15 protein-coding genes are annotated in these 18,344 nt (G+C 59.2%); 7 read left to right on the forward strand and 8 right to left on the reverse strand.

All coding sequences use genetic code 11. The features are described 5' to 3' along the window. Positions 1–125: 125 nt before the first annotated feature. The 4 genes from BFQ04_RS15505 to BFQ04_RS15520 form a co-directional block, all read right to left on the reverse strand. Positions 126–1,730, reverse strand: coding sequence for an ABC transporter substrate-binding protein (locus tag BFQ04_RS15505; protein ID WP_065951580.1), 1,605 nt, complete (start codon positions 1,728–1,730; stop codon positions 126–128). A gap of 303 nt (positions 1,731–2,033) precedes the next feature. Continuing rightward, positions 2,034–3,662 carry an ABC transporter substrate-binding protein gene (locus BFQ04_RS15510; protein ID WP_065951581.1) on the reverse strand — a complete coding sequence of 543 codons (1,629 nt, stop codon included), beginning with the start codon at positions 3,660–3,662 and terminating at the stop codon, positions 2,034–2,036. A gap of 257 nt (positions 3,663–3,919) precedes the next feature. Beyond that, positions 3,920–5,521: an ABC transporter substrate-binding protein gene (locus BFQ04_RS15515; protein WP_065951582.1), complete on the reverse strand. Its 1,602-nt coding sequence runs from the start codon at positions 5,519–5,521 to the stop codon at positions 3,920–3,922. Positions 5,522–5,612: 91 nt separating this feature from the next. Continuing rightward, the gene (locus BFQ04_RS15520; RefSeq protein WP_065951583.1) at positions 5,613–6,326 is read right to left on the reverse strand and encodes an SIMPL domain-containing protein; all 714 of its coding nucleotides are present in this window, start codon (positions 6,324–6,326) and stop codon (positions 5,613–5,615) included. Between the two features lie 259 nt (positions 6,327–6,585). On the opposite strand from BFQ04_RS15520, the gene BFQ04_RS15525 reads away from it, so the two are divergent. The 3 genes from BFQ04_RS15525 to BFQ04_RS15535 all read left to right on the forward strand — a co-directional run bounded on the left by BFQ04_RS15525 (position 6,586) and on the right by BFQ04_RS15535 (position 10,225). Further along, complete coding sequence (locus tag BFQ04_RS15525) at positions 6,586–7,848, forward strand: ATP-binding protein (protein ID WP_065893639.1); 1,263 nt, start codon at positions 6,586–6,588, stop codon at positions 7,846–7,848. Next, complete coding sequence (locus tag BFQ04_RS15530) at positions 7,841–8,401, forward strand: response regulator transcription factor (protein WP_010213178.1); 561 nt, start codon at positions 7,841–7,843, stop codon at positions 8,399–8,401. Before BFQ04_RS15525 ends, BFQ04_RS15530 begins: the two co-directional genes overlap by 8 nt. Positions 8,402–8,500: 99 nt before the next feature. Continuing rightward, positions 8,501–10,225: an ABC transporter ATP-binding protein/permease gene (locus tag BFQ04_RS15535; protein ID WP_065951584.1), complete on the forward strand. Its 1,725-nt coding sequence runs from the start codon at positions 8,501–8,503 to the stop codon at positions 10,223–10,225. A 193-nt stretch (positions 10,226–10,418) separates the two neighbouring features. Here BFQ04_RS15535 and BFQ04_RS15540 read toward each other — a convergent pair whose 3' ends face one another. Further along, positions 10,419–10,856, reverse strand: coding sequence for a YhcB family protein (locus tag BFQ04_RS15540; protein ID WP_057724532.1), 438 nt, complete (start codon positions 10,854–10,856; stop codon positions 10,419–10,421). A gap of 146 nt (positions 10,857–11,002) precedes the next feature. Between BFQ04_RS15540 and BFQ04_RS15545 the strand changes: the two genes are divergently transcribed. From BFQ04_RS15545 to zapE, 3 genes are all read left to right on the forward strand, one after another. Further along, positions 11,003–11,632, forward strand: coding sequence for an alpha/beta hydrolase (locus BFQ04_RS15545; RefSeq protein ID WP_065951585.1), 630 nt, complete (start codon positions 11,003–11,005; stop codon positions 11,630–11,632). Positions 11,633–11,648: 16 nt separating this feature from the next. Beyond that, positions 11,649–13,004: a tryptophan--tRNA ligase gene (locus BFQ04_RS15550; protein WP_065951586.1), complete on the forward strand. Its 1,356-nt coding sequence runs from the start codon at positions 11,649–11,651 to the stop codon at positions 13,002–13,004. Positions 13,005–13,083: 79 nt separating this feature from the next. Then, complete coding sequence (gene zapE / locus BFQ04_RS15555; protein ID WP_065951587.1) at positions 13,084–14,178, forward strand: cell division protein ZapE; 1,095 nt, start codon at positions 13,084–13,086, stop codon at positions 14,176–14,178. Between the two features lie 66 nt (positions 14,179–14,244). Here zapE and BFQ04_RS15560 read toward each other — a convergent pair whose 3' ends face one another. Together BFQ04_RS15560 and BFQ04_RS15565 are read right to left on the reverse strand one after the other, a co-directional pair. Beyond that, positions 14,245–14,454, reverse strand: coding sequence for a hypothetical protein (locus BFQ04_RS15560; RefSeq protein WP_065951588.1), 210 nt, complete (start codon positions 14,452–14,454; stop codon positions 14,245–14,247). A gap of 259 nt (positions 14,455–14,713) precedes the next feature. Beyond that, the gene (locus BFQ04_RS15565) at positions 14,714–15,634 is read right to left on the reverse strand and encodes a GlxA family transcriptional regulator (RefSeq protein ID WP_175413293.1); all 921 of its coding nucleotides are present in this window, start codon (positions 15,632–15,634) and stop codon (positions 14,714–14,716) included. Positions 15,635–15,854: 220 nt separating this feature from the next. On the opposite strand from BFQ04_RS15565, the gene BFQ04_RS15570 reads away from it, so the two are divergent. Beyond that, a complete protein-coding gene (locus BFQ04_RS15570; protein ID WP_065951590.1) occupies positions 15,855–16,991 on the forward strand; it encodes an acyl-CoA dehydrogenase family protein in 1,137 nt (378 codons plus the stop codon). A 128-nt stretch (positions 16,992–17,119) separates the two neighbouring features. Here the strand turns inward: BFQ04_RS15570 and BFQ04_RS15575 are convergent, their stop codons facing one another. After that, on the reverse strand, positions 17,120–18,160 hold the full coding sequence (locus BFQ04_RS15575) for an NADP(H)-dependent aldo-keto reductase (protein WP_065951591.1): 1,041 nt from the start codon (positions 18,158–18,160) through the stop codon (positions 17,120–17,122). Positions 18,161–18,344 lie beyond the last annotated feature (184 nt).

The following is an 18,344-nucleotide window of genomic DNA, read 5'->3' on the forward strand; positions in this document are numbered from 1 at the left end:
GAACCGGCTATTGGGTGTGTAACTCGTTCAAGCTATTGCAAACGTTTGCCGTAGGAAAAATCCCAACAAAAGGCTGCACGTTTGCCGCAGGGCCTACGTCGCCCTGCGCAATCCGGTTATTTTTTTTATGGGGTGATACTGACGCCCGAGAACACGTTGCGGCCGAAGGGGCTCACTTTGAAACCTTCGACTTTGGCGCTCAACGGCTGGTTGACCGTCGAATGGGCGACTGGCGTGATCGGCACCTGCTGCTTGAGCAGTTGCTGCGCCTGTTTGTACAGAACAGTCCTTTGTTCGCGGTCGGTGACGACCTTGGCTTGCTTGATCAGCTTGTCGTACGCCGGGTCACACCACATGGAGTAGTTGTTCCCGCCGATGGCGTCGCAGCTGTAGAGGGTGCCCAGCCAGTTGTCCGGGTCACCGTTGTCGCCGGTCCAGCCGATCAGGCTGACATCGTGCTCACCGTTCTTGGTGCGCTTGATGTATTCGCCCCATTCGTAGCTGACGATCTTCACTTTCAGGCCGATCTTGGCCCAATCGTTCTGCAGCATTTCAGCCATCAGCTTGGCGTTGGGGTTGTACGGACGTTGTACCGGCATCGCCCAGAGGGTGATCTCGGTGCCTTCCTTCACGCCGGCGGCCTTGAGCAGTTCCTTGGCTTTTTCCGGATTGTAGGCGGCGTCCTTGATGCTGTCGTCGTAGGACCACTGGGTCGGCGGCATGGCGTTCACTGCCAGTTGCCCCGCACCCTGGTACACGGCGTTGAGGATGCTCTGCTTGTTCACCGCCATGTCCAGCGCCTGGCGCACTTCAAGCTGGTCGAATGGCTTGTGGCGCACGTTGTAGGCGATGTAGCCGAGGTTGAAGCCCGGCTTGGTCAGCAGTTGCAGGTTCGGGTCGGCCTTGAGCGCGTCGACATCGGCAGGGCGCGGGTGCAGGGTGACCTGGCACTCGCCGGCCTTGAGCTTCTGCACACGCACCGAAGCGTCGGTGTTGATGGCGAAGATCAGTTGGTCGAGCTTGACCCTGCTCGGGTCCCAGTACTGTTTGTTCGCCACGTAGCGAATCTGCGAGTCTTTCTGGTAACGCTGGAACACAAACGGGCCGGTGCCGATCGGCTTCTGGTTGATATCGCTGGGTTTGCCTTCCTTGAGCAACTGCTCGGCATACTCGGCGGAGAGGATCGCGGCGAAGCTCATGGCGATGTTTTGCACGAACGCGGCGTCGACCGTGTTCAAGGTGATCACCACGGTGTGCGGATCGGTTTTTTCGACCTTGGCGATGTTCTTGTTCAGGCTCATCCCGTTGAAGTAGGGGAACTCGGTAGGGTAGGCCTTGCGAAACGGATGGTCGGGGTCAAGCATGCGGTTGAAGGTGAACAGCACGTCGTCGGCGTTGAAGTCGCGCGTCGGCTTGAATTCCTTGTTGCTGTGGAACTTCACCCCTTCACGCAGGTGAAACGTGTAGGTCAGCCCGTCTTCGGAAATATCCCATTTGGTTGCCAGCCCAGGCACTACGTCAGTTGCGCCTTTTTCGAACTCGACCAGGCGGTTGTACAACGGCTCTGCGGCATCGTTGTCGGTGGCGGTGGTGTATTGCGCGGTGTCAAAGCCTGCCGGGCTGCCCTCGGAGCAGAACACCAGGCTCTTCTTGTCGGCGGCTTGAGCCATGGTGGCCACGGCCAGAAGGCTGGTGGCAAACAGTGCGGATAGAACGGTGGTATGGCGCATGACGATCCCGATCCTTGTTTGTAGTTATCAACAGCGAGCGATCCCACTGGCCACAGCCAGGGAGACATCACTGATCCCACACACAGCGAGTTCCTTTCTCAAATTTGGGCCTCTGCTGTCCTACGACGTTATGGGTCGCGGACTTCACAGTAAATACGCCAAATCGGATTGACCTTGTAGGTAACGGAGACATGAAGCGCAGTTCATTACTGTAGGACAGCAGCGCTTAAAATGTGGTCTGTTTCCTACGGTCCAGGCGGATGAAATAACGGCGACGTTGTGACACGTCGCCGTTATTGATCCTTACTTGCCGCTTACGCTGACGCCGTAGAAGGAGTTCAAGCCAAACGGGCTGATCTTGAAGTCCTGCACGGTGTTGCGCATGGGTTGATACACCGTCGAGTGCGCGATAGGTGTCATCGGAACTGCGTCTTTCAGAACATGTTGCGCCTGCTTGTACAGCTCGGTGCGTTTGGCGACATCCGAGGTTTTCTTGGCTTCTTTCACGATGCCGTCGAATTTCTTGTCGCACCACTTGGAGAAGTTGTTGCCCGACAGCGAGTCGCAGCCGAACAGCACGTTCAGCCAGTTGTCCGGGTCACCATTGTCGCCGCTCCAGCCAATGATCATGGCCTGGTTCTCGCCGCCCTTGGAGCGCTTGATGTATTCGCCCCATTCGTAGCTGGTGATCTTGACCTTCAAGCCGATCTTGGACCAGTCGTTCTGCAGCATCTCGGCCATCAGTTTGGCGTTCGGGTTGTACGGACGCTGAACCGGCATGGCCCACAGCACGATCTCGGTGCCTTCCTTGATGCCGGCTTCCTTGAGCAGCGCCTTGGCTTTCTCAGGATTGTAGGCGGCGTCCTTGATGGTGGTGTCGTAGGACCATTGGGTCGGCGGCATGGCGTTGACGGCCAATTGACCGGCACCCTGGTACACCGAGTCGATGATCTGCTGCTTGTTCACCGACATGTCCAGCGCCTGACGTACGCGCAGGTCCGCCAGCGGGTTTGGCTGATCGCTGCCCTTGACCTTGTCCATCACGTTGTAGGCCACGTAGCCCAGGTTGAAACCGGCCTGGTGCGGCAGTTTCAGGTCTTTGTCTTCACCCAGCGCCTTGAGGTCGGCCGGACGTGGGAACAGGGTGACCTGGCATTCGTTTTTCTTGAGCTTCTGGATACGCACCGACGGATCAGTGGTGATGGCGAAGATCAGGTTATCGATCTTCACGTCATCAGGTTTCCAGTAGTCCTTGTTGCCGGTATAGCGAATGTTCGAGTCTTTCTGGTAGCTCTTGAACACGAACGGACCCGTACCGACCGGCTTCTGGTTGATGTCGGCGGGTTTGCCTTCCTTCAACAATTGCGCGGCGTATTCGGCGGATTGGATCGAGGCGAAGCTCATTGCCATGTTCTGAATGAACGCGGCGTCCACGGTGCCAAGGGTGAACTTGACGGTGTGGTCATCGATTTTCTCGATGTTCTTGATGTTGGTGTCCATCCCCATGTCCGTGAAATACGGGAACTCGGTAGGGTAGGCCTTACGGAATGGATCGTCTTTATTGATCATCCGGTTAAACGTGAACAGTACGTCGTCGGCCGAAAATTCACGAGTCGGCTTGAAGTACGGTGTGGTGTGGAACTTGACGCCTTCGCGCAGGTGGAAGGTATACGTCAGGCCGTCAGGGGACACGTCCCAGCTGGTGGCAAGGCCAGGCACCACGGCGGTGCCGCCGCGTTCGAACTGGCTCAGGCGGTTGAACATGGTTTCGGCCGAGGCATCGAAGTCTGTTCCGGTGGTGTACTGGCCTGGGTCAAAACCGGCCGGGCTCCCTTCGGAGCAGAACACCAGGTTAGTTGCCGCTTGGGCAAATGGGGCTGCGGCCATAAGGCCAGCGCTCACTAATAACGGAAGGACTGCGTGTTTAAGCATGTTGGCCTCATGATTTGTTGTCATTTTTGGTGGTGAGGGCGACCTCGTGAGTCGGCCTGCGGATACTTATGCAGGCGCCATACCCATTGCAAGATGTTGAACGGTTGCAAGCGCCAAACAGTGGGACGAGCGTACAAGAATGTCGCATTTATGAAAGTTTCGACATAATTTGTCTGTTTGACGGGTTTTTTCGGTGCGTCGGGCGCACCGGAAAAGCCCAAACGAGGCGTCTAGCGCACTCGATTGGGGCGTTGTTGTTACTTATCTAGACTCACACCATAGAACGGTGTCAGCCCGAACGGGCTGATCTTGAAGTCGCGCACTTGCTTGCGCATTGGCTGGAAAACCGTAGAGTTCGCAATAGGCGTTATAGGTACTTGTTCCTTAAGGATTTTTTGCGCCTGTTGATACCACTTGATGCGCTGTTCGCGATCGTTGCTGACCTTGGCCTGCTGCACCAGCTTGTCATACGCCGGGTTACACCACTTGGCGTAGTTGCTGCCCTTGACCGCGGCACAACTGTAGAGCACGCCGAGCCAGTTATCGGGGTCGCCGTTGTCGCCGGTCCAGCCATAAATCATCGCGTCATGTTCACCATTTTTGGCGCGCTTGATGTATTCGCCCCACTCATAGCTGACGATATTGGCCTTGATGCCGACCTTGGCCCAATCCTGTTGGATCATTTGTGCCGACATGCGCGCATTCGGGTTGGAGGCGCGTTGCACGGTCATCGCCCAGAGATTGATGGTGGTACCTGGTGCAACCCCTGCTTCTTTTAGTAGCGCCCGGGCCTTGGTCGGATCGTAAGGCGCATCCTTGATGGCCGGGTCATAAGACCACTGCGCCGGTGGCAGTGCGTTCTGCGCCAATTGTCCGGCACCCTGGTAAACCGCCTTGATGATCGCAGGCTTGTCGATGGCCATATCCAGGGCCTGGCGCACTTTGAGCTGATCCAGCGGCGCATGGGTGACGTTGTACGCCAGGAAACCCAGGTTCAAGCCAGCCTGCTGGAGCACTCGCAAGTCAGGGTCCTGCTTCATCACCTCGATGTCGGCGGGGCGCGGGTAGCCGCTGACCTGGCATTCGCCGGCCTTGAGTTTCTGCAGGCGCGCGGCGGCGTCCGGGGTAATGGCGAATACCAGGTTGTCGAGTTTCACATCCTCGGGTTTCCAATACTGTTTATTGGCGGCGTAGCGGATCTGCGAGTCTTTCTGGTAGCGCTTGAACACGAACGGTCCGGTGCCCACCGGTTTCTGATTGATGTCCTCGGCCTTGCCTTGCTTGAGGAGCTGGGCGGCGTACTCGGCCGATTGCACCGAGGCGAAACTCATGGCCAGGTTCTGCACGAACGAGGCATCGACGTTGTTCAGGTTGAAGCGCACGGTGTGGTCGTCGAGTTTGTCGACGCTTTTGATCGTGGTGTTCAGGCCCATGTCGGTGAAGTAGGGCGATTCGGAGGGGTAGGCCTTGCGAAACGGGCTCTCGGCATCCAGCAGGCGGGTGAAGGTAAACACCACATCATCGGCGTTGAAGTCGCGGGTCGGGGTGAAGAAGTCGGTGGTGTGAAACTTGACGCCATCGCGCAAGTGGAAGGTGTAGGTGAGGCCGTCTTCGGACACATCCCAGCGGGTGGCGAGGCCGGGCTCGACTTCGGTGCCGCCACGCTTGAACTGGGTGAGGCGGTTGAACACGGTTTCGGCGGAGGCGTCAAAGTCGGTGCCGCTGGTGTATTGGCTGGGGTCGAAGCCGGCGGGGCTGGCTTCGGAGCAGTACACCAGGGTGGTGGAGGCGTTGGCCAGCGGCATAAAGGCCAGCAGGCCTGCGGCAAGGAGGAGCGGTTTGAAGGCAATTCTGTCCATGGAGACCCCTGAAATCGCAACCCTGTAAAAGCTGCGCAAATGAAAACGGCGGTCACCGAGGTTACCGCCGTTCAGGGTTGTCAGGTAGGGGTCACTGCATCTGCACTTCAATCACGCCGTCTGCACTCATGTTGACCTGGCTGGTGCCGGCCTCCACTTCAGGCGTGGGCGCTGAATCGGCCATCGCCGCTTTCATCATCATGGCGCCGCGTGCGTAGGGCATCGGATAGCCGTTGGTGTTGAAATTCAGGTTGACGATTTTGTAACCCTTGCCGCCGAGTGCATCGGTTGCCAGTTGCGCACGGGCCTTGAACGCTGCGACCGCGTCTTTGAGCATCGCATCTTCGCTGGCCTTGCGCGTGCTGTCAGCGATGGCGAAGTCCATGCTGTCCATTTTCAGAGTGTTCAACAGCTCGCCGGTGAGTTTGGACAGCGCCGGGAAGTCCGCGCTTTCCAGGCGCAGTTCGGCGCGTTCACGCCAGCCGGTGATTTTCTGGTTCTTGCTGTCGTAGATCGGGTAGCTGTTGCGGCTGCCTTGGCGCAGGGTCACGGCCTTGACTTCGCGGGCCTGGCCCAGGGCAGTGTTGATGCTGGTGGTGATTTCGGCGGCGAGCTTGGCCGGGTCGGCGTTCTGCGATTCGGTGTAGAGGGTCACGATCATCTTGTCGCGCGCCACTTCCTGGCTGACTTCGGCCCGCAGGGAGATCTGGTTGTAATGCAGTTCATCGGCGGCCATGGCCGGCAGGCTGGCCAGGGCGCTGGCGCCGAGGGTGAGGACAGCGGCACTGCGAATGAAACGGGACATGAAAGCTCCTTGAGATTGTCGTGTTCGGTATGACTGTAGACGGTGGGATCGGGTTCTTCGGGTTTAGGGATTTGTAAAAAGTTTCAAGCTGCAAGCTGCAAGCTACAAGCTACAAGTGAAAGCGAAGTTGACTTGCAGCTTGCAGCTTCTGTCTTATAGCTGCAGCGCCCACTGCGTCAAAGAGCCACACACCCAATGCCGGGGCGCTGCTTCGTTTATACTCGTGCCGATCCGCCTGCAGCGCTCATCGGGAGAGCTCATGCTCGCCGCCGTAAAACTGACTTCCGCCACCCGCCAGAACCTCTGGCGCCTGACGTTCATTCGCACCCTGGTATTGGCCGCACAAGCCGGTTCCGTCGGGCTTGCCTATTGGTTCGACCTGCTACCGCTGCCCTGGCTGCAACTGGCCGTGACCCTCGGCTTCTCCAGCGTGCTGTGTGCGTTTACCGCCATCCGCTTGCGTACCACCTGGCCGGTCACCGAGTTGGAATACGCGCTGCAATTGGCCTGCGACCTGTTTATCCACAGTGTGTTGCTGTACTTCTCTGGCGGTTCCACCAACCCGTTTGTGTCTTATTACCTGGTGCCACTGACCATTGCCGCCGTGACCTTGCCTTGGCGCTATTCGGTGGTGCTGTCGGGCATTGCGCTGACGCTGTACACGCTGCTGCTGGCGCAATTCTATCCCTTGCAAACCTTTCCGATCGCTCGGGAAAATCTGCAGATCTACGGGATGTGGCTCAGCTTTGCCTTGTCTGCCGCCGTCATCACGTTTTTTGCCGCGCGCATGGCCGAAGAGTTGCGCCGTCAGGAAGAGCTGCGCGCGATTCGCCGCGAAGAAGGCCTGCGCGACCAGCAATTGCTGGCGGTCGCCACGCAGGCGGCAGGTGCCGCCCATGAGCTGGGCACGCCGCTGGCGACCATGAGCGTGCTACTCAAGGAAATGACCCAGGACCATCACGACCCGGCGTTGCAGGATGACCTGAGCGTGCTGCAGGAACAGGTCAAGCAGTGCAAGTTGACCCTGCAGCAACTGGTACGCGCCGCCGAAGCCAATCGGCGTCTGGCGGTAGAGATGCAGGATGTCACCCAGTGGCTTGACGAAGCCCTGAACCGCTGGCACTTGATGCGCCCCGAAGCCAGTTACCGTTTCAGCCTGTTGGGCCAGGGCAGTGTGCCGCGCATGGCGCCGCCGCCGGATCTCACCCAGGCCTTGCTCAACCTGTTGAACAATGCCGCCGACGCCTGCCCTGAAGGCCTCGGCGTGCAGCTGGACTGGGACGCGGAAAACGTCACCATCAGCATTCGTGACCACGGCGCGGGCGTGCCGCTGGCCATCGCCGAGCAGATCGGCAAACCCTTCTTTACCACCAAGGGCAAAGGTTTCGGCCTCGGCCTGTTTTTGAGCAAGGCCAGCGTGACCCGCGCGGGCGGCTCAGTGAAGCTCTATAGTCATGAGGAAGGCGGCACGCTCACCGAGCTGCGCCTGCCCCGTGTCGCACGAGGAGATATCGATGAGTGACGAGATCCAAGTCGAAGGCGAAGAACTGCCGCACCTGTTGCTGGTAGATGATGACGCCACCTTTACCCGCGTGATGGCGCGCGCCATGAGCCGTCGCGGCTTTCGCGTCAGCACCGCAGGCTCAGCCGAAGAGGGCTTTACCATCGCCCAGGCCGACCTGCCGGACTACGCCGCGCTCGACCTGAAAATGGACGGCGACTCGGGCCTGGTGCTGTTGCCCAAGCTGCTCGAACTTGACCCGGAAATGCGCGTGGTGATCCTCACCGGCTATTCCAGCATCGCCACTGCCGTCGAAGCCATCAAGCGTGGCGCCTGCAACTACCTGTGCAAGCCGGCGGATGCCGATGACGTGCTCGCCGCGCTGCTGTCCGAGCACGCCGACCTCGATACCCTGGTGCCGGAAAACCCCATGTCGGTGGACCGCCTGCAATGGGAACACATCCAGCGCGTGCTGACCGAGCACGAAGGCAACATCTCCGCCACTGCTCGCGCGTTGGGCATGCACCGCCGTACCTTGCAACGTAAATTGCAGAAGCGCCCGGTACGGCGCTGAACGAACACTGAACAAGCTGCTTCAGGCCGCACGGAGCCCTGAACCGATCGCCTCTGATCGGTTCAAACGCCTGTCATATTTCCCTACCGAGCCTGAACGATGAATCAGAACGCTGAGTACTCCGCGGTCAATGATGCGGTGCGCGGGCAATTCTTCCGCCGAACCTGGGCGATGATCACGCCGTATTGGCGCAGTGAAGAGAAGGGCAGGGCCTGGTTGCTGCTGGCCGCCGTGATTGGTTTGTCGCTGTTCAGCGTGGCGATCTCGGTGTGGATCAACCACTGGTACAAGGATTTCTACAACGCGCTGGAGAAGAAGGACACGGCGGCTTTCTGGCAATTGATCGGTTACTTCGGCGGCATTGCGGCCGTGGCGATCCTGGGCGCGGTGTACCGCTTGTACCTGACCCAGATGCTCACCATCCGCTGGCGTGCCTGGCTGACCGAACAGCACTTCGCACGCTGGCTCGCCCACAAGAACTACTACCAGCTGGAGCAGGGCGGCTACACCGATAACCCGGACCAGCGGATTTCCGAAGACCTCAATACGTTCACCTCCAGCACCTTGAGCCTGGGCCTGGGGCTGTTGCGCAACGTGGTCAGCGTGGTGTCGTTCTCGATCATCCTGTGGGGCGTGTCGGGCAGCATCGAGGTGTTCGGCCTCACCATTCCCGGCTACATGTTCTGGTGCGCGCTGCTGTATGCCGCCGTGGGCAGTTGGCTGACGCATTTGATCGGCCGCCGCTTGATCGGCCTGAGCAACCAGCAACAGCGCTTCGAAGCGGACTTGCGCTTTTCCATGGTGCGGGTACGTGAGAATGCCGAGAGTATCGCCCTGTACAACGGTGAACCGAACGAGAGGCAACGCCTGAGCACGCGTTTCTGCCAGGTCTGGCACAACTTCTGGGACATCATGAAAGTGTCCAAGCGCCTGACCTTTTTCACCTCCGGCTACAGCCAGATTGCGATCATCTTCCCGTTTATCGTCGCCGCGCCGCGCTACTTCACCGGCAAGATCGAGCTGGGCGAGCTGATGCAAATCAATTCGGCGTTCGGCAACGTGCAGGAGAACTTCAGCTGGTTTATCAACGCCTATTCGGAACTGGCAACCTGGCGCGCCACCAGCGATCGTCTGTTGAGCTTCCAGCAGGCGATGAGCGACAACGAGCAACGGGCCCCGGCCATTGATGTGCGCCCTGAAGGCGAGCGTCTGGTGATCAGGGATCTGGGCATGGACCTGGCTGACGGCCGTCACTTGCTCACCGATGCCGACATGACTGTGGAACCCGGCCAGCGCGTGATGCTCAGCGGGCGTTCCGGCAGCGGTAAAAGTACGCTGCTGCGCGCAATGGGCGACTTGTGGCCGGCAGGCCATGGCAGCATTCGTCTACCGGCGACGCGCTATCTGTTTCTGCCGCAGAAGCCGTATTTACCGATTGGCACGTTGAAAGCGGTGTTGAGTTATCCACAGGACGACAACGCTTACCCGGCGCAACGTTATGCACAGGTGCTGGAAACCTGCCGCTTGCCGCATCTGGTTGGTCGCCTTGATGAAGCCAATCACTGGCAGCGCATGCTCTCGCCGGGCGAACAGCAGCGCCTGGCCTTTGCCCGCGCCTTGTTGTTCGCGCCGCAATGGCTGTACATGGACGAAGCCACCTCGGCCATGGATGAAGAGGATGAGGCAAGGTTGTATCAGGCGCTGATCGATGAGCTGCCGGGGCTGAGCATCGTCAGCGTGGGTCATCGCAGCAGCCTCAAGCGCTTCCACGGGCGGCATGTGCGGATCGAGGGTGGGCGGTTGCAGGAGCAGCAACCGGCCTGAGGACAAACTCGGTCAGTGTGGGAGGGGGCTTGCCCCCGATGGCGGTCTGTCAGTCACCTGATTCGGGTCTGACACACTGCAATCGGGAGCAAGCCCCTCCCACATTGAATCTCCAGTGTCAGGAAAACCGAGCCCCAACAAAAAGCCCGGCTGATCGGCGATCAGCCGGGCTTTTCAATGGTTTGAAGATGTATTACTTCTTCAAGCCGTAATGCTCATCCAGCATACCTGGAGCGTCCGGCGTTTTTGGCGCGTAGTCCCGCGGCGGTTCCTGGTTTTCCCGGGGCGGGGTCAGGCGTTCCCGCGGGGTTTGCGGTGCATCGGAATGCAGCGCGGCCAGCAGGCGCTGGCGGGTGATGTCGTCGAGGGCCAGGCGGTTTGCGCCATCGGCGAGGTGATCCTGTACTTCCTGGTAGCTCTGGGTGAGCTTCTTGACCAGGGTCGCGGTGCTGTTGAAGTGGGTAACAACCTCGTTCTGATAACTGTCAAAACGTTCCTGAATGTCATCCAGCTGACGTTGCGTGCGGTTAGGCGCGGCATTCGGCAGCAGGCGAGCAACCAGGAATCCAATGGCGACACCGGCAACCAGGGCAAGAGTCGGCAACAACCAAACTAAGAGCGAGTGTTCCACGAGTCCTTCCTCTATAAACGGCTTTGCTTTACGTTAACGGCTCAAACCTGCGCTGTATACCGCGATTAAGCTCGCAATGATGCCATGCACAGACTTTTAGCTAGACGAGTCGACCCCTTGAGAGGTCACGGAGTTCATCCTTGCTCATGCGTGAAACCCCCGTTTTGATCGATGGCCCGGTGGGTCAACTGGAAGCCCTGTATCTGGATCACCCCGAACCACGTGGCCTGGCGCTGATCTGCCACCCCAACCCGGTGCAGGGCGGGACCATGCTCAATAAAGTGGTGTCGACCCTGCAGCGCACCGCGCGCGATGCCGGTTTGATTACGTTGCGTTTCAATTATCGTGGCGTCGGCGCCAGCGCCGGTTCCCACGATATGGCCAGCGGTGAAGTCGACGATGCCGAAGCGGCCGCCACCTGGTTGCGGGAAAAACACCCGCAGTTGCCGCTGACCCTGCTGGGGTTTTCCTTCGGTGGCTATGTGGCCGCAAGCCTGGGTGGCCGCCTGGAAGCCAAGGGTGAAAAGCTTGCGCACCTGTTCATGGTCGCCGCTGCCGTGATGCGTCTGCGCGAGACCGATGTGCTGCCACAGGGTTGCCCGTTGACCCTGATCCAGCCGGAAACCGATGAAGTGGTCGACCCGCAAATCGTCTACGACTGGTCCGCCGCCTTGAATCGCCCCCATGAGCTGCTGAAAGTGGCAGAATGCGGACACTTTTTTCATGGCAAGCTGACCGATCTCAAGGATCTGGTGCTGCCACGCCTTTCGAATTGACGACAAGCGATCACCCATGACGACCCGTACCCGCATCCTCACCGGCATTACCACCACCGGCACGCCGCACCTGGGCAACTACGCCGGTGCGATCCGCCCGGCGATCCTTGCCAGCCAGGACGCCAATGCCGACTCCTTCTACTTCCTGGCCGACTACCACGCCCTGATCAAATGCGATGACCCGCAGCGCATCCAGCGCTCGCGTATGGAAATCGCCGCGACCTGGCTGGCCGGTGGCCTGGATGTGAACCGAGTGACGTTCTATCGCCAGTCCGACATCCCCGAGATCCCCGAACTGACCTGGCTGCTGACCTGTGTGGCCGCCAAGGGCCTGCTCAACCGCGCCCACGCCTACAAAGCGTCGGTGGACAAAAACGTGGAGAGCGGCGAAGACCCGGACGCGGGCATCAGCATGGGCCTGTACAGCTACCCGGTGCTGATGGCGGCGGACATCCTGATGTTCAACGCGCACAAGGTGCCGGTCGGTCGCGACCAGATCCAGCACGTGGAAATGGCCCGCGACATCGGCCAGCGTTTCAACCACCTGTTCGGCAACGGTAAAGAATTCTTCACCATGCCTGAAGCGTTGATCGAAGAAAGCGTCGCCACCTTGCCGGGCCTGGATGGCCGCAAGATGTCCAAGAGCTATGACAACACCATCCCGTTGTTCACCAGCGCCAAGGACATGAAGGACGCGATCTCGCGGATCGTCACCGATTCGCGCGCGCCCGGCGAGGCCAAGGACCCGGACAATTCCCACTTGTTCACCCTGTACCAGGCGTTTGCGAGCAAGGCCCAGGAGGAAGAATTCCGTGGCGACCTGCTGCAAGGCCTGGGCTGGGGTGAAGCGAAGAATCGTCTGTTCCAGCTGCTGGACGGTCAACTGAGTGAAGCGCGCGAGCGCTACCACCAACTGATGTCGCGCCCCTCGGACATGGAAGACCTGCTGCTGATCGGCGCGAAAAAAGCCCGAGCCGTGGCGGCGCCGTTCCTGGCTGAGCTGCGCGAAGCGGTGGGCCTGCGCTCGTTCGTCAACCAGGCGGCGGCGCCGGTCGCAACCAAGAAGAAAACAGCGAAGGCTGCGCGCTTCGTGAGCTTTCGTGAAGACGACGGCAGCTTCCGCTTCCGCCTGTTGGCGGCCGATGGCGAGCAGTTGCTGCTGTCGCGCAACTTCGCCGACGGCAAAGCGGCTGGCGCGGTGACCAAGCAACTGCAAAGCGGCGATGCGCTGGACGTACGCACCGAGGCCCAGCGCTTCAGCGTATGGCTGGACGACGCCGCTGTGGCCGACAGCGCCGAGTTCGCCGACAGCGCCTCCCGCGATGCCGCCATCGCCGCGTTGCGCGTCGCGTTGGCCCCTTCCGAGGATTAACCCGACCAAGGGTTGATTGCCATTATCCAGGGCCGTCGTTACAGTGACGGCCCGTTTTTGTTGCCTTGCTAACGAAATTATGACGCCCCTAGAACGATATCAAGCTGATCTGAAACGCCCTGACTTCTTCCATGACGCGGCCCAGGAAAATGCGGTGCGTCATTTGCAGCGCCTGTATGACGACCTGGTCGCGGCCTCGCAAACCAAGCCGGGGATGTTCAGCAAGCTGTTTGGCAAAAAAGACCACGCGCCGGTCAAGGGCCTGTACTTCTGGGGTGGCGTCGGCCGGGGCAAGACTTACCTGGTGGACACCTTCTTCGAAGCGCTGCCGTTCAAGGAAAAGGTGCGGACTCACTTCCACCGCTTCATGAAGCGTGTGCACGAAGAGATGAAGACCCTGCCGGGGGAAAAGAACCCGCTGACGATCATTGCCAAGCGTTTCTCCGACGAAGCGCGGGTGATCTGCTTCGATGAGTTCTTCGTTTCCGATATCACTGATGCCATGATCCTCGGCACCTTGATGGAAGAGTTGTTCAAGAACGGCGTGACCCTGGTCGCCACCTCGAACATCGTGCCCGATGGCCTCTACAAGGACGGCCTGCAGCGCGCACGCTTCCTGCCGGCCATTGCCTTGATCAAGCAGAACACCGATATCGTCAATGTCGACAGCGGCGTCGACTATCGTTTGCGTCACCTCGAGCAAGCGGAGCTGTTCCACTTCCCGCTGAACGAAGCGGCCCACGAAAGCCTGAGAAAGAGCTTCCGCGCCCTTACGCCGGAATGCACCCAGGCGGTGGAAAACGACAAGCTGATGATCGAGAACCGCGAAATCATCGCCTTGCGTACCTGCGATGACGTGGCCTGGTTCGAATTCCGCCAACTCTGCGACGGCCCGCGTAGCCAGAATGACTACATCGAGTTGGGCAAGATTTTCCATGCGGTGATCTTGAGCGGTGTAGAGCAGATGGGCGTGACCACCGACGACATCGCGCGGCGCTTTATCAACATGGTCGATGAGTTCTACGACCGTAACGTGAAGCTGATCATCTCGGCGGAAGTCGAACTCAAGGACCTGTATACCGGCGGGCGTTTGAACTTTGAATTCCAGCGCACGCTGAGTCGTTTGCTTGAGATGCAGTCCCACGAGTTTCTGTCGCGCGGTCACAAACCTTAGGCTGGTGAGTAAGTGAAAAAGCCTGCGGATTTGCAGGCTTTTTCGTGGGGTAGTCCTGATCAGAAACTAATCATATTGTTTTTTGGGTGGGGGAGCTATCTGTTGCCATTTACCCTTAATGAGCTGATAGGTTGCACCATCGCCGCCAACCCTAATCTCACCTTTGTCCTTTTTTTCCTCATGCTTGTTTTCTTCCTTCATTTTGTCTTCTTTACCCATGGCCGTTTGGTCCATTTCTATGGGCATGTAGGGTTTATTGCCTGTGACGGGAAGCATAGTGAGGCTCCAGTGTAAATATGAGCTGAATGGCCTGTAAGAGCCTTTGCGATTATGGAAGAGCAGCCCTTGGCTAAGGGCGCTTCAACGGATAGCGTGCACGCTCACAGCCTGGAGTGGATTCGTTTTTTTCCTGTTCTGCCGTAAGAGCTGCGAACTATCTTGTGTCTGAATTAGGGAATGCGATCGTAGCGATTTTTGCAGGACCCCACGCCATTGCGGGTTCGCAGGGTCTTTCGCGCACTCCTGTGGGGCGTGGCTACGCCGCTTGCTGGAACTGTTGTCGATATTGATTCGGCGACAACTCGGTGTGCTGCCTGAACAACCGCGCAAAAAAGCTCGCATCGTCATAACCCACCTCGTAGCTGATGGTCTTGATGCTTTTGCGACTGGCCGACAGCAGGCCCTTGGCGGTCTCGATGCGCAACCGTTGCAGATAATGCAGTGGCTTGTCGCCGGTGGCGGCCTGGAAGCGCCGCATGAAGTTGCGGATGCTCATGCCGTGCTCCCTGGCGACGTCTTCGAAGCGGAACTTGTCGGCAAAGTGTTCTTCGAGCCAATGCTGGATCTGCAGGATGATCACATCCTGGTGCAGCTTCTGCCCGCCAAAACCGATGCGCCCTGGCGAATAGCTGCGTTGCACTTCATACAGTATGTCGCGGGCCACGGCCTGGGCGATGTTGGCGCCGCAGAAGCGTTCGATCAGATAAATGTAGAGGTCGCAGGCTGAGGTGGTGCCGCCGGCGCAGTACAGGTTGTCGGCGTCGGTCAGGTGCTTGTCCTGGTTGAGCTGCACCTGGGGGAAGCGTTCGCTGAATACAGTGAAGAAGCGCCAGTAAGTGGTCGCTTCCTTGCCATCGAGCAGGCCGGCCTCGGCCAGCCAGAACACCCCGGTGGCTTCGCCGCACAACACAGCGCCGCGTGCGTGCTGCTCGCGCAGCCACGGCAGCACCTGGGGGTAGCGGGTGCACATGGCGTCGAAGTCGTCCCAGAAGGCCGGCAGCACGATGATGTCGGCGTCTTCCAGGCCACCGTCCACCGGCATGATCACATCGCTGAAGCTTCGCACTGATTGCCCGTCGGGGCTGACCAGGCGCGTTTCAAACGCAGGGGTCAGGCCCAGGCCTTGTTGCTTGCCGTAACGCAGGCTGGCGAGGTGGAAAAAATCCTTGGCTTGCATAAGGGTTGAAGCAAATACCCGATCAATGGCCAGAATGCTGACGCGCCGCAACGGCGTGGAGATTTGGTTAGACATAATTTCATTTATTCTTATAGGGGAAAGTGGTCACCAGACGGCTGGATCGTCTTATTTTTTGTCGCATGTGTCCAGTGTCCCGTGATGCCTTCGCGGCATAGGCTCTGTGGCAGCGTTTTTGTCCGACAATCCACGCAGGTGACCCATGATTGCCAGAACCTTGTTCAGCCCGGAGCACGAACTCTTTCGCGAGAGCGTGCGCACCTTTCTTGAAAAGGACGCGGCGCCATTCCATGGGCAATGGGAGAAACAGGGCTATATCGACCGCAACTTATGGAGCAAGGCGGGGGAGGCGGGGATGCTGTGTTCTCATCTGCCGGAGGAATACGGCGGGCTGGGCGCGGACTTTTTGTACAGCGCGGTGGTGATCGAGGAGATCAGCCGGCTGGGTCTCACCGGTATCGGTTTTTCCCTGCACTCGGACATTGTGGCGCCGTACATCCTGCATTACGGCAGTGAGGCGCTGAAGCACAAATACCTGCCGAAATTGATCTCCGGCGAGATGGTCACGGCCATTGCCATGACCGAACCGGGGGCGGGTTCCGACCTGCAAGGGGTGAAGACCACGGCGGTGCTGGACGGTGATGACTATGTGATCAACGGCTCCAAGACGTTTATCACCAATGGCTACCTGGCCGACTTGGTCATCGTGGTGGCCAAGACCGACCCCAAGGCCGGTGCCAAGGGCACCAGCCTGTTCCTGGTGGAAGCCGATACACCGGGCTTCGACAAGGGCAAGCGCCTGAAGAAAGTCGGCATGAAGGCCCAGGACACCTCTGAGCTGTTCTTCCAGGATGTGCGAGTGCCCAGGGAAAACCTGCTGGGCCAGGCGGGCATGGGCTTTGCGTACCTGATGCAGGAGTTGCCTCAGGAGCGATTGACCGTGGCGATTGGTGCCTTGTCATCTGCTGAGGCCGCTTTGCAGTGGACGCTGGAATACACCCGCGAACGCAAGGCGTTCGGCAAGGCGATTGCCGACTTTCAGAACACCCGGTTCAAGCTGGCGGAGATGGCCACCGAGATTCAGATCGGCCGCGTGTTCGTGGATAAATGCCTGGCACTGCACCTGGAAGGCAAGCTGGATGTGCCCACGGCGGCAATGGCCAAATATTGGGCGACGGACCTGCAATGCAAGGTGCTCGATGAGTGCGTGCAACTGCACGGCGGCTACGGCTTCATGTGGGAATACCCGATTGCCCGGGCATGGGCGGATGCGCGGGTGCAGCGCATTTATGCGGGGACCAATGAGATCATGAAGGAGATCATTGCGCGGGCGCTTTGATCTTGTGGTGTGGCTGATGGCCTCATCGGGGGCAACCCCCTCCCACATTTTGATCTGCACACATTTTGATCTGTGAGCACGGTCAAGTGTGGGAGGGGGCTTGCCCCCGATGGCGGCCTGAAGGTCAATCAGGGCGCCGGATTCGGATGATCCTTCTGAATCGCCTCAATCCCTTCCAGCACTTCTTTCGACAGTTTCAGCTCGGCACTGGCAATGTTGCTGTCCAGTTGCTCCAGGCTGGTTGCGCCGATGATATTGCTGGTCACAAACGGCTGTTGCGTCACAAACGCCAATGCCATCTGCGCCGGGTCCAGGCCATGTTCCCGCGCCAGTGCCACATAACGGCTGCACGCCGCTTCCGACTGCGGATTGAAGTAGCGACTGAAGCGGCTGTACTCCGTCAGGCGCGCCTTGGCCGGGCGCGCGCCGCCCTCGTACTTGCCGCTGAGCATGCCGAACGCCAGCGGCGAGTAGGCCAGCAAGCCGCATTGTTCGCGAATCGCGATCTCCGCCAGGCCCACTTCAAAGCTGCGGTTGAGCAGGTTGTAGGGGTTCTGGATCGACACCGCGCGGGTCCAGCCACGGGCTTGGGCCAGGGCCAGGAATTTCATGGTGCCCCACGGCGTTTCGTTGGACAGGCCGATGTGGCGGATCTTGCCGGCCTTGACCTGCTCATCCAGCGCTTCGAGGGTTTCTTCCAGTGGCGTGAGGTCGTCTTCGTCCTTGTGCGTGTAGCTCAGTTGGCCGAAGAAATTGGTGCTGCGCTCCGGCCAGTGCAGTTGGTAAAGGTCGATCCAGTCGGTTTGCAGGCGTTTGAGACTGGCATCCAGTGCCTCGATGATGTGCTTGCGGTTGTGACGCAGGTGGCCGTCGCGGATGTAATCGATGGTGTTGCCGGGGCCGGCGATCTTGCTGGCGAGGATCCAGTCGGCGCGGTCGCCACGGCTCTTGAAGTAATTGCCGATATACCGCTCGGTCGTGGCATAGGTGTCGGCTTTGGGCGGTACCGGGTACATTTCCGCCGTATCGAGGAAGTTGATGCCCGCGGCCTTGGCCCGTTCGATCTGGGCGAAGGCCTCTGCCTCGCTGTTCTGCTCACCCCAGGTCATGGTGCCCAGGGCGATCGCGCTTACGTTCAGATCGGTCCGGCCCAGCTGTCGATAATCCATCGGGTACTCCTTCAGGGAAAACAATCATAAAAGCAGGTTGAATTTTTTTTCGCAATCTGCATAATTGCCCACCTCTTTCTGCAGTGGAAGTGATGCGCCGCCTGCCGAAGAATCTTGCCGTTGAACGGACGCGCTGACCCGAGCCCCCGATAGCGTCTGTATCCGGCTGCCTTTGACCTTGTCA

Source organism: Pseudomonas sp. 37 R 15 (assembly GCF_900004865.1).
Classification (GTDB): domain Bacteria; phylum Pseudomonadota; class Gammaproteobacteria; order Pseudomonadales; family Pseudomonadaceae; genus Aquipseudomonas; species Aquipseudomonas fluorescens_AM.

Coding starts and splice junctions, on each gene's coding strand:
- BFQ04_RS15575 (WP_065951591.1), bottom strand. CDS start 18,160: ATGGATTATCGACAGCTGGGCCGGACCGATCTGAACGTAAGCGCGATC.
- BFQ04_RS15520 (WP_065951583.1), bottom strand. CDS start 6,326: ATGTCCCGTTTCATTCGCAGTGCCGCTGTCCTCACCCTCGGCGCCAGC.
- BFQ04_RS15505 (WP_065951580.1), bottom strand. CDS start 1,730: ATGCGCCATACCACCGTTCTATCCGCACTGTTTGCCACCAGCCTTCTG.
- zapE (WP_065951587.1), top strand. CDS start 13,084: ATGACGCCCCTAGAACGATATCAAGCTGATCTGAAACGCCCTGACTTC.
- BFQ04_RS15515 (WP_065951582.1), bottom strand. CDS start 5,521: ATGGACAGAATTGCCTTCAAACCGCTCCTCCTTGCCGCAGGCCTGCTG.
- BFQ04_RS15545 (WP_065951585.1), top strand. CDS start 11,003: ATGCGTGAAACCCCCGTTTTGATCGATGGCCCGGTGGGTCAACTGGAA.
- BFQ04_RS15565 (WP_175413293.1), bottom strand. CDS start 15,634: ATGCAAGCCAAGGATTTTTTCCACCTCGCCAGCCTGCGTTACGGCAAG.
- BFQ04_RS15510 (WP_065951581.1), bottom strand. CDS start 3,662: ATGCTTAAACACGCAGTCCTTCCGTTATTAGTGAGCGCTGGCCTTATG.
- BFQ04_RS15525 (WP_065893639.1), top strand. CDS start 6,586: ATGCTCGCCGCCGTAAAACTGACTTCCGCCACCCGCCAGAACCTCTGG.
- BFQ04_RS15560 (WP_065951588.1), bottom strand. CDS start 14,454: ATGCTTCCCGTCACAGGCAATAAACCCTACATGCCCATAGAAATGGAC.
- BFQ04_RS15535 (WP_065951584.1), top strand. CDS start 8,501: ATGAATCAGAACGCTGAGTACTCCGCGGTCAATGATGCGGTGCGCGGG.
- BFQ04_RS15550 (WP_065951586.1), top strand. CDS start 11,649: ATGACGACCCGTACCCGCATCCTCACCGGCATTACCACCACCGGCACG.
- BFQ04_RS15530 (WP_010213178.1), top strand. CDS start 7,841: ATGAGTGACGAGATCCAAGTCGAAGGCGAAGAACTGCCGCACCTGTTG.
- BFQ04_RS15570 (WP_065951590.1), top strand. CDS start 15,855: ATGATTGCCAGAACCTTGTTCAGCCCGGAGCACGAACTCTTTCGCGAG.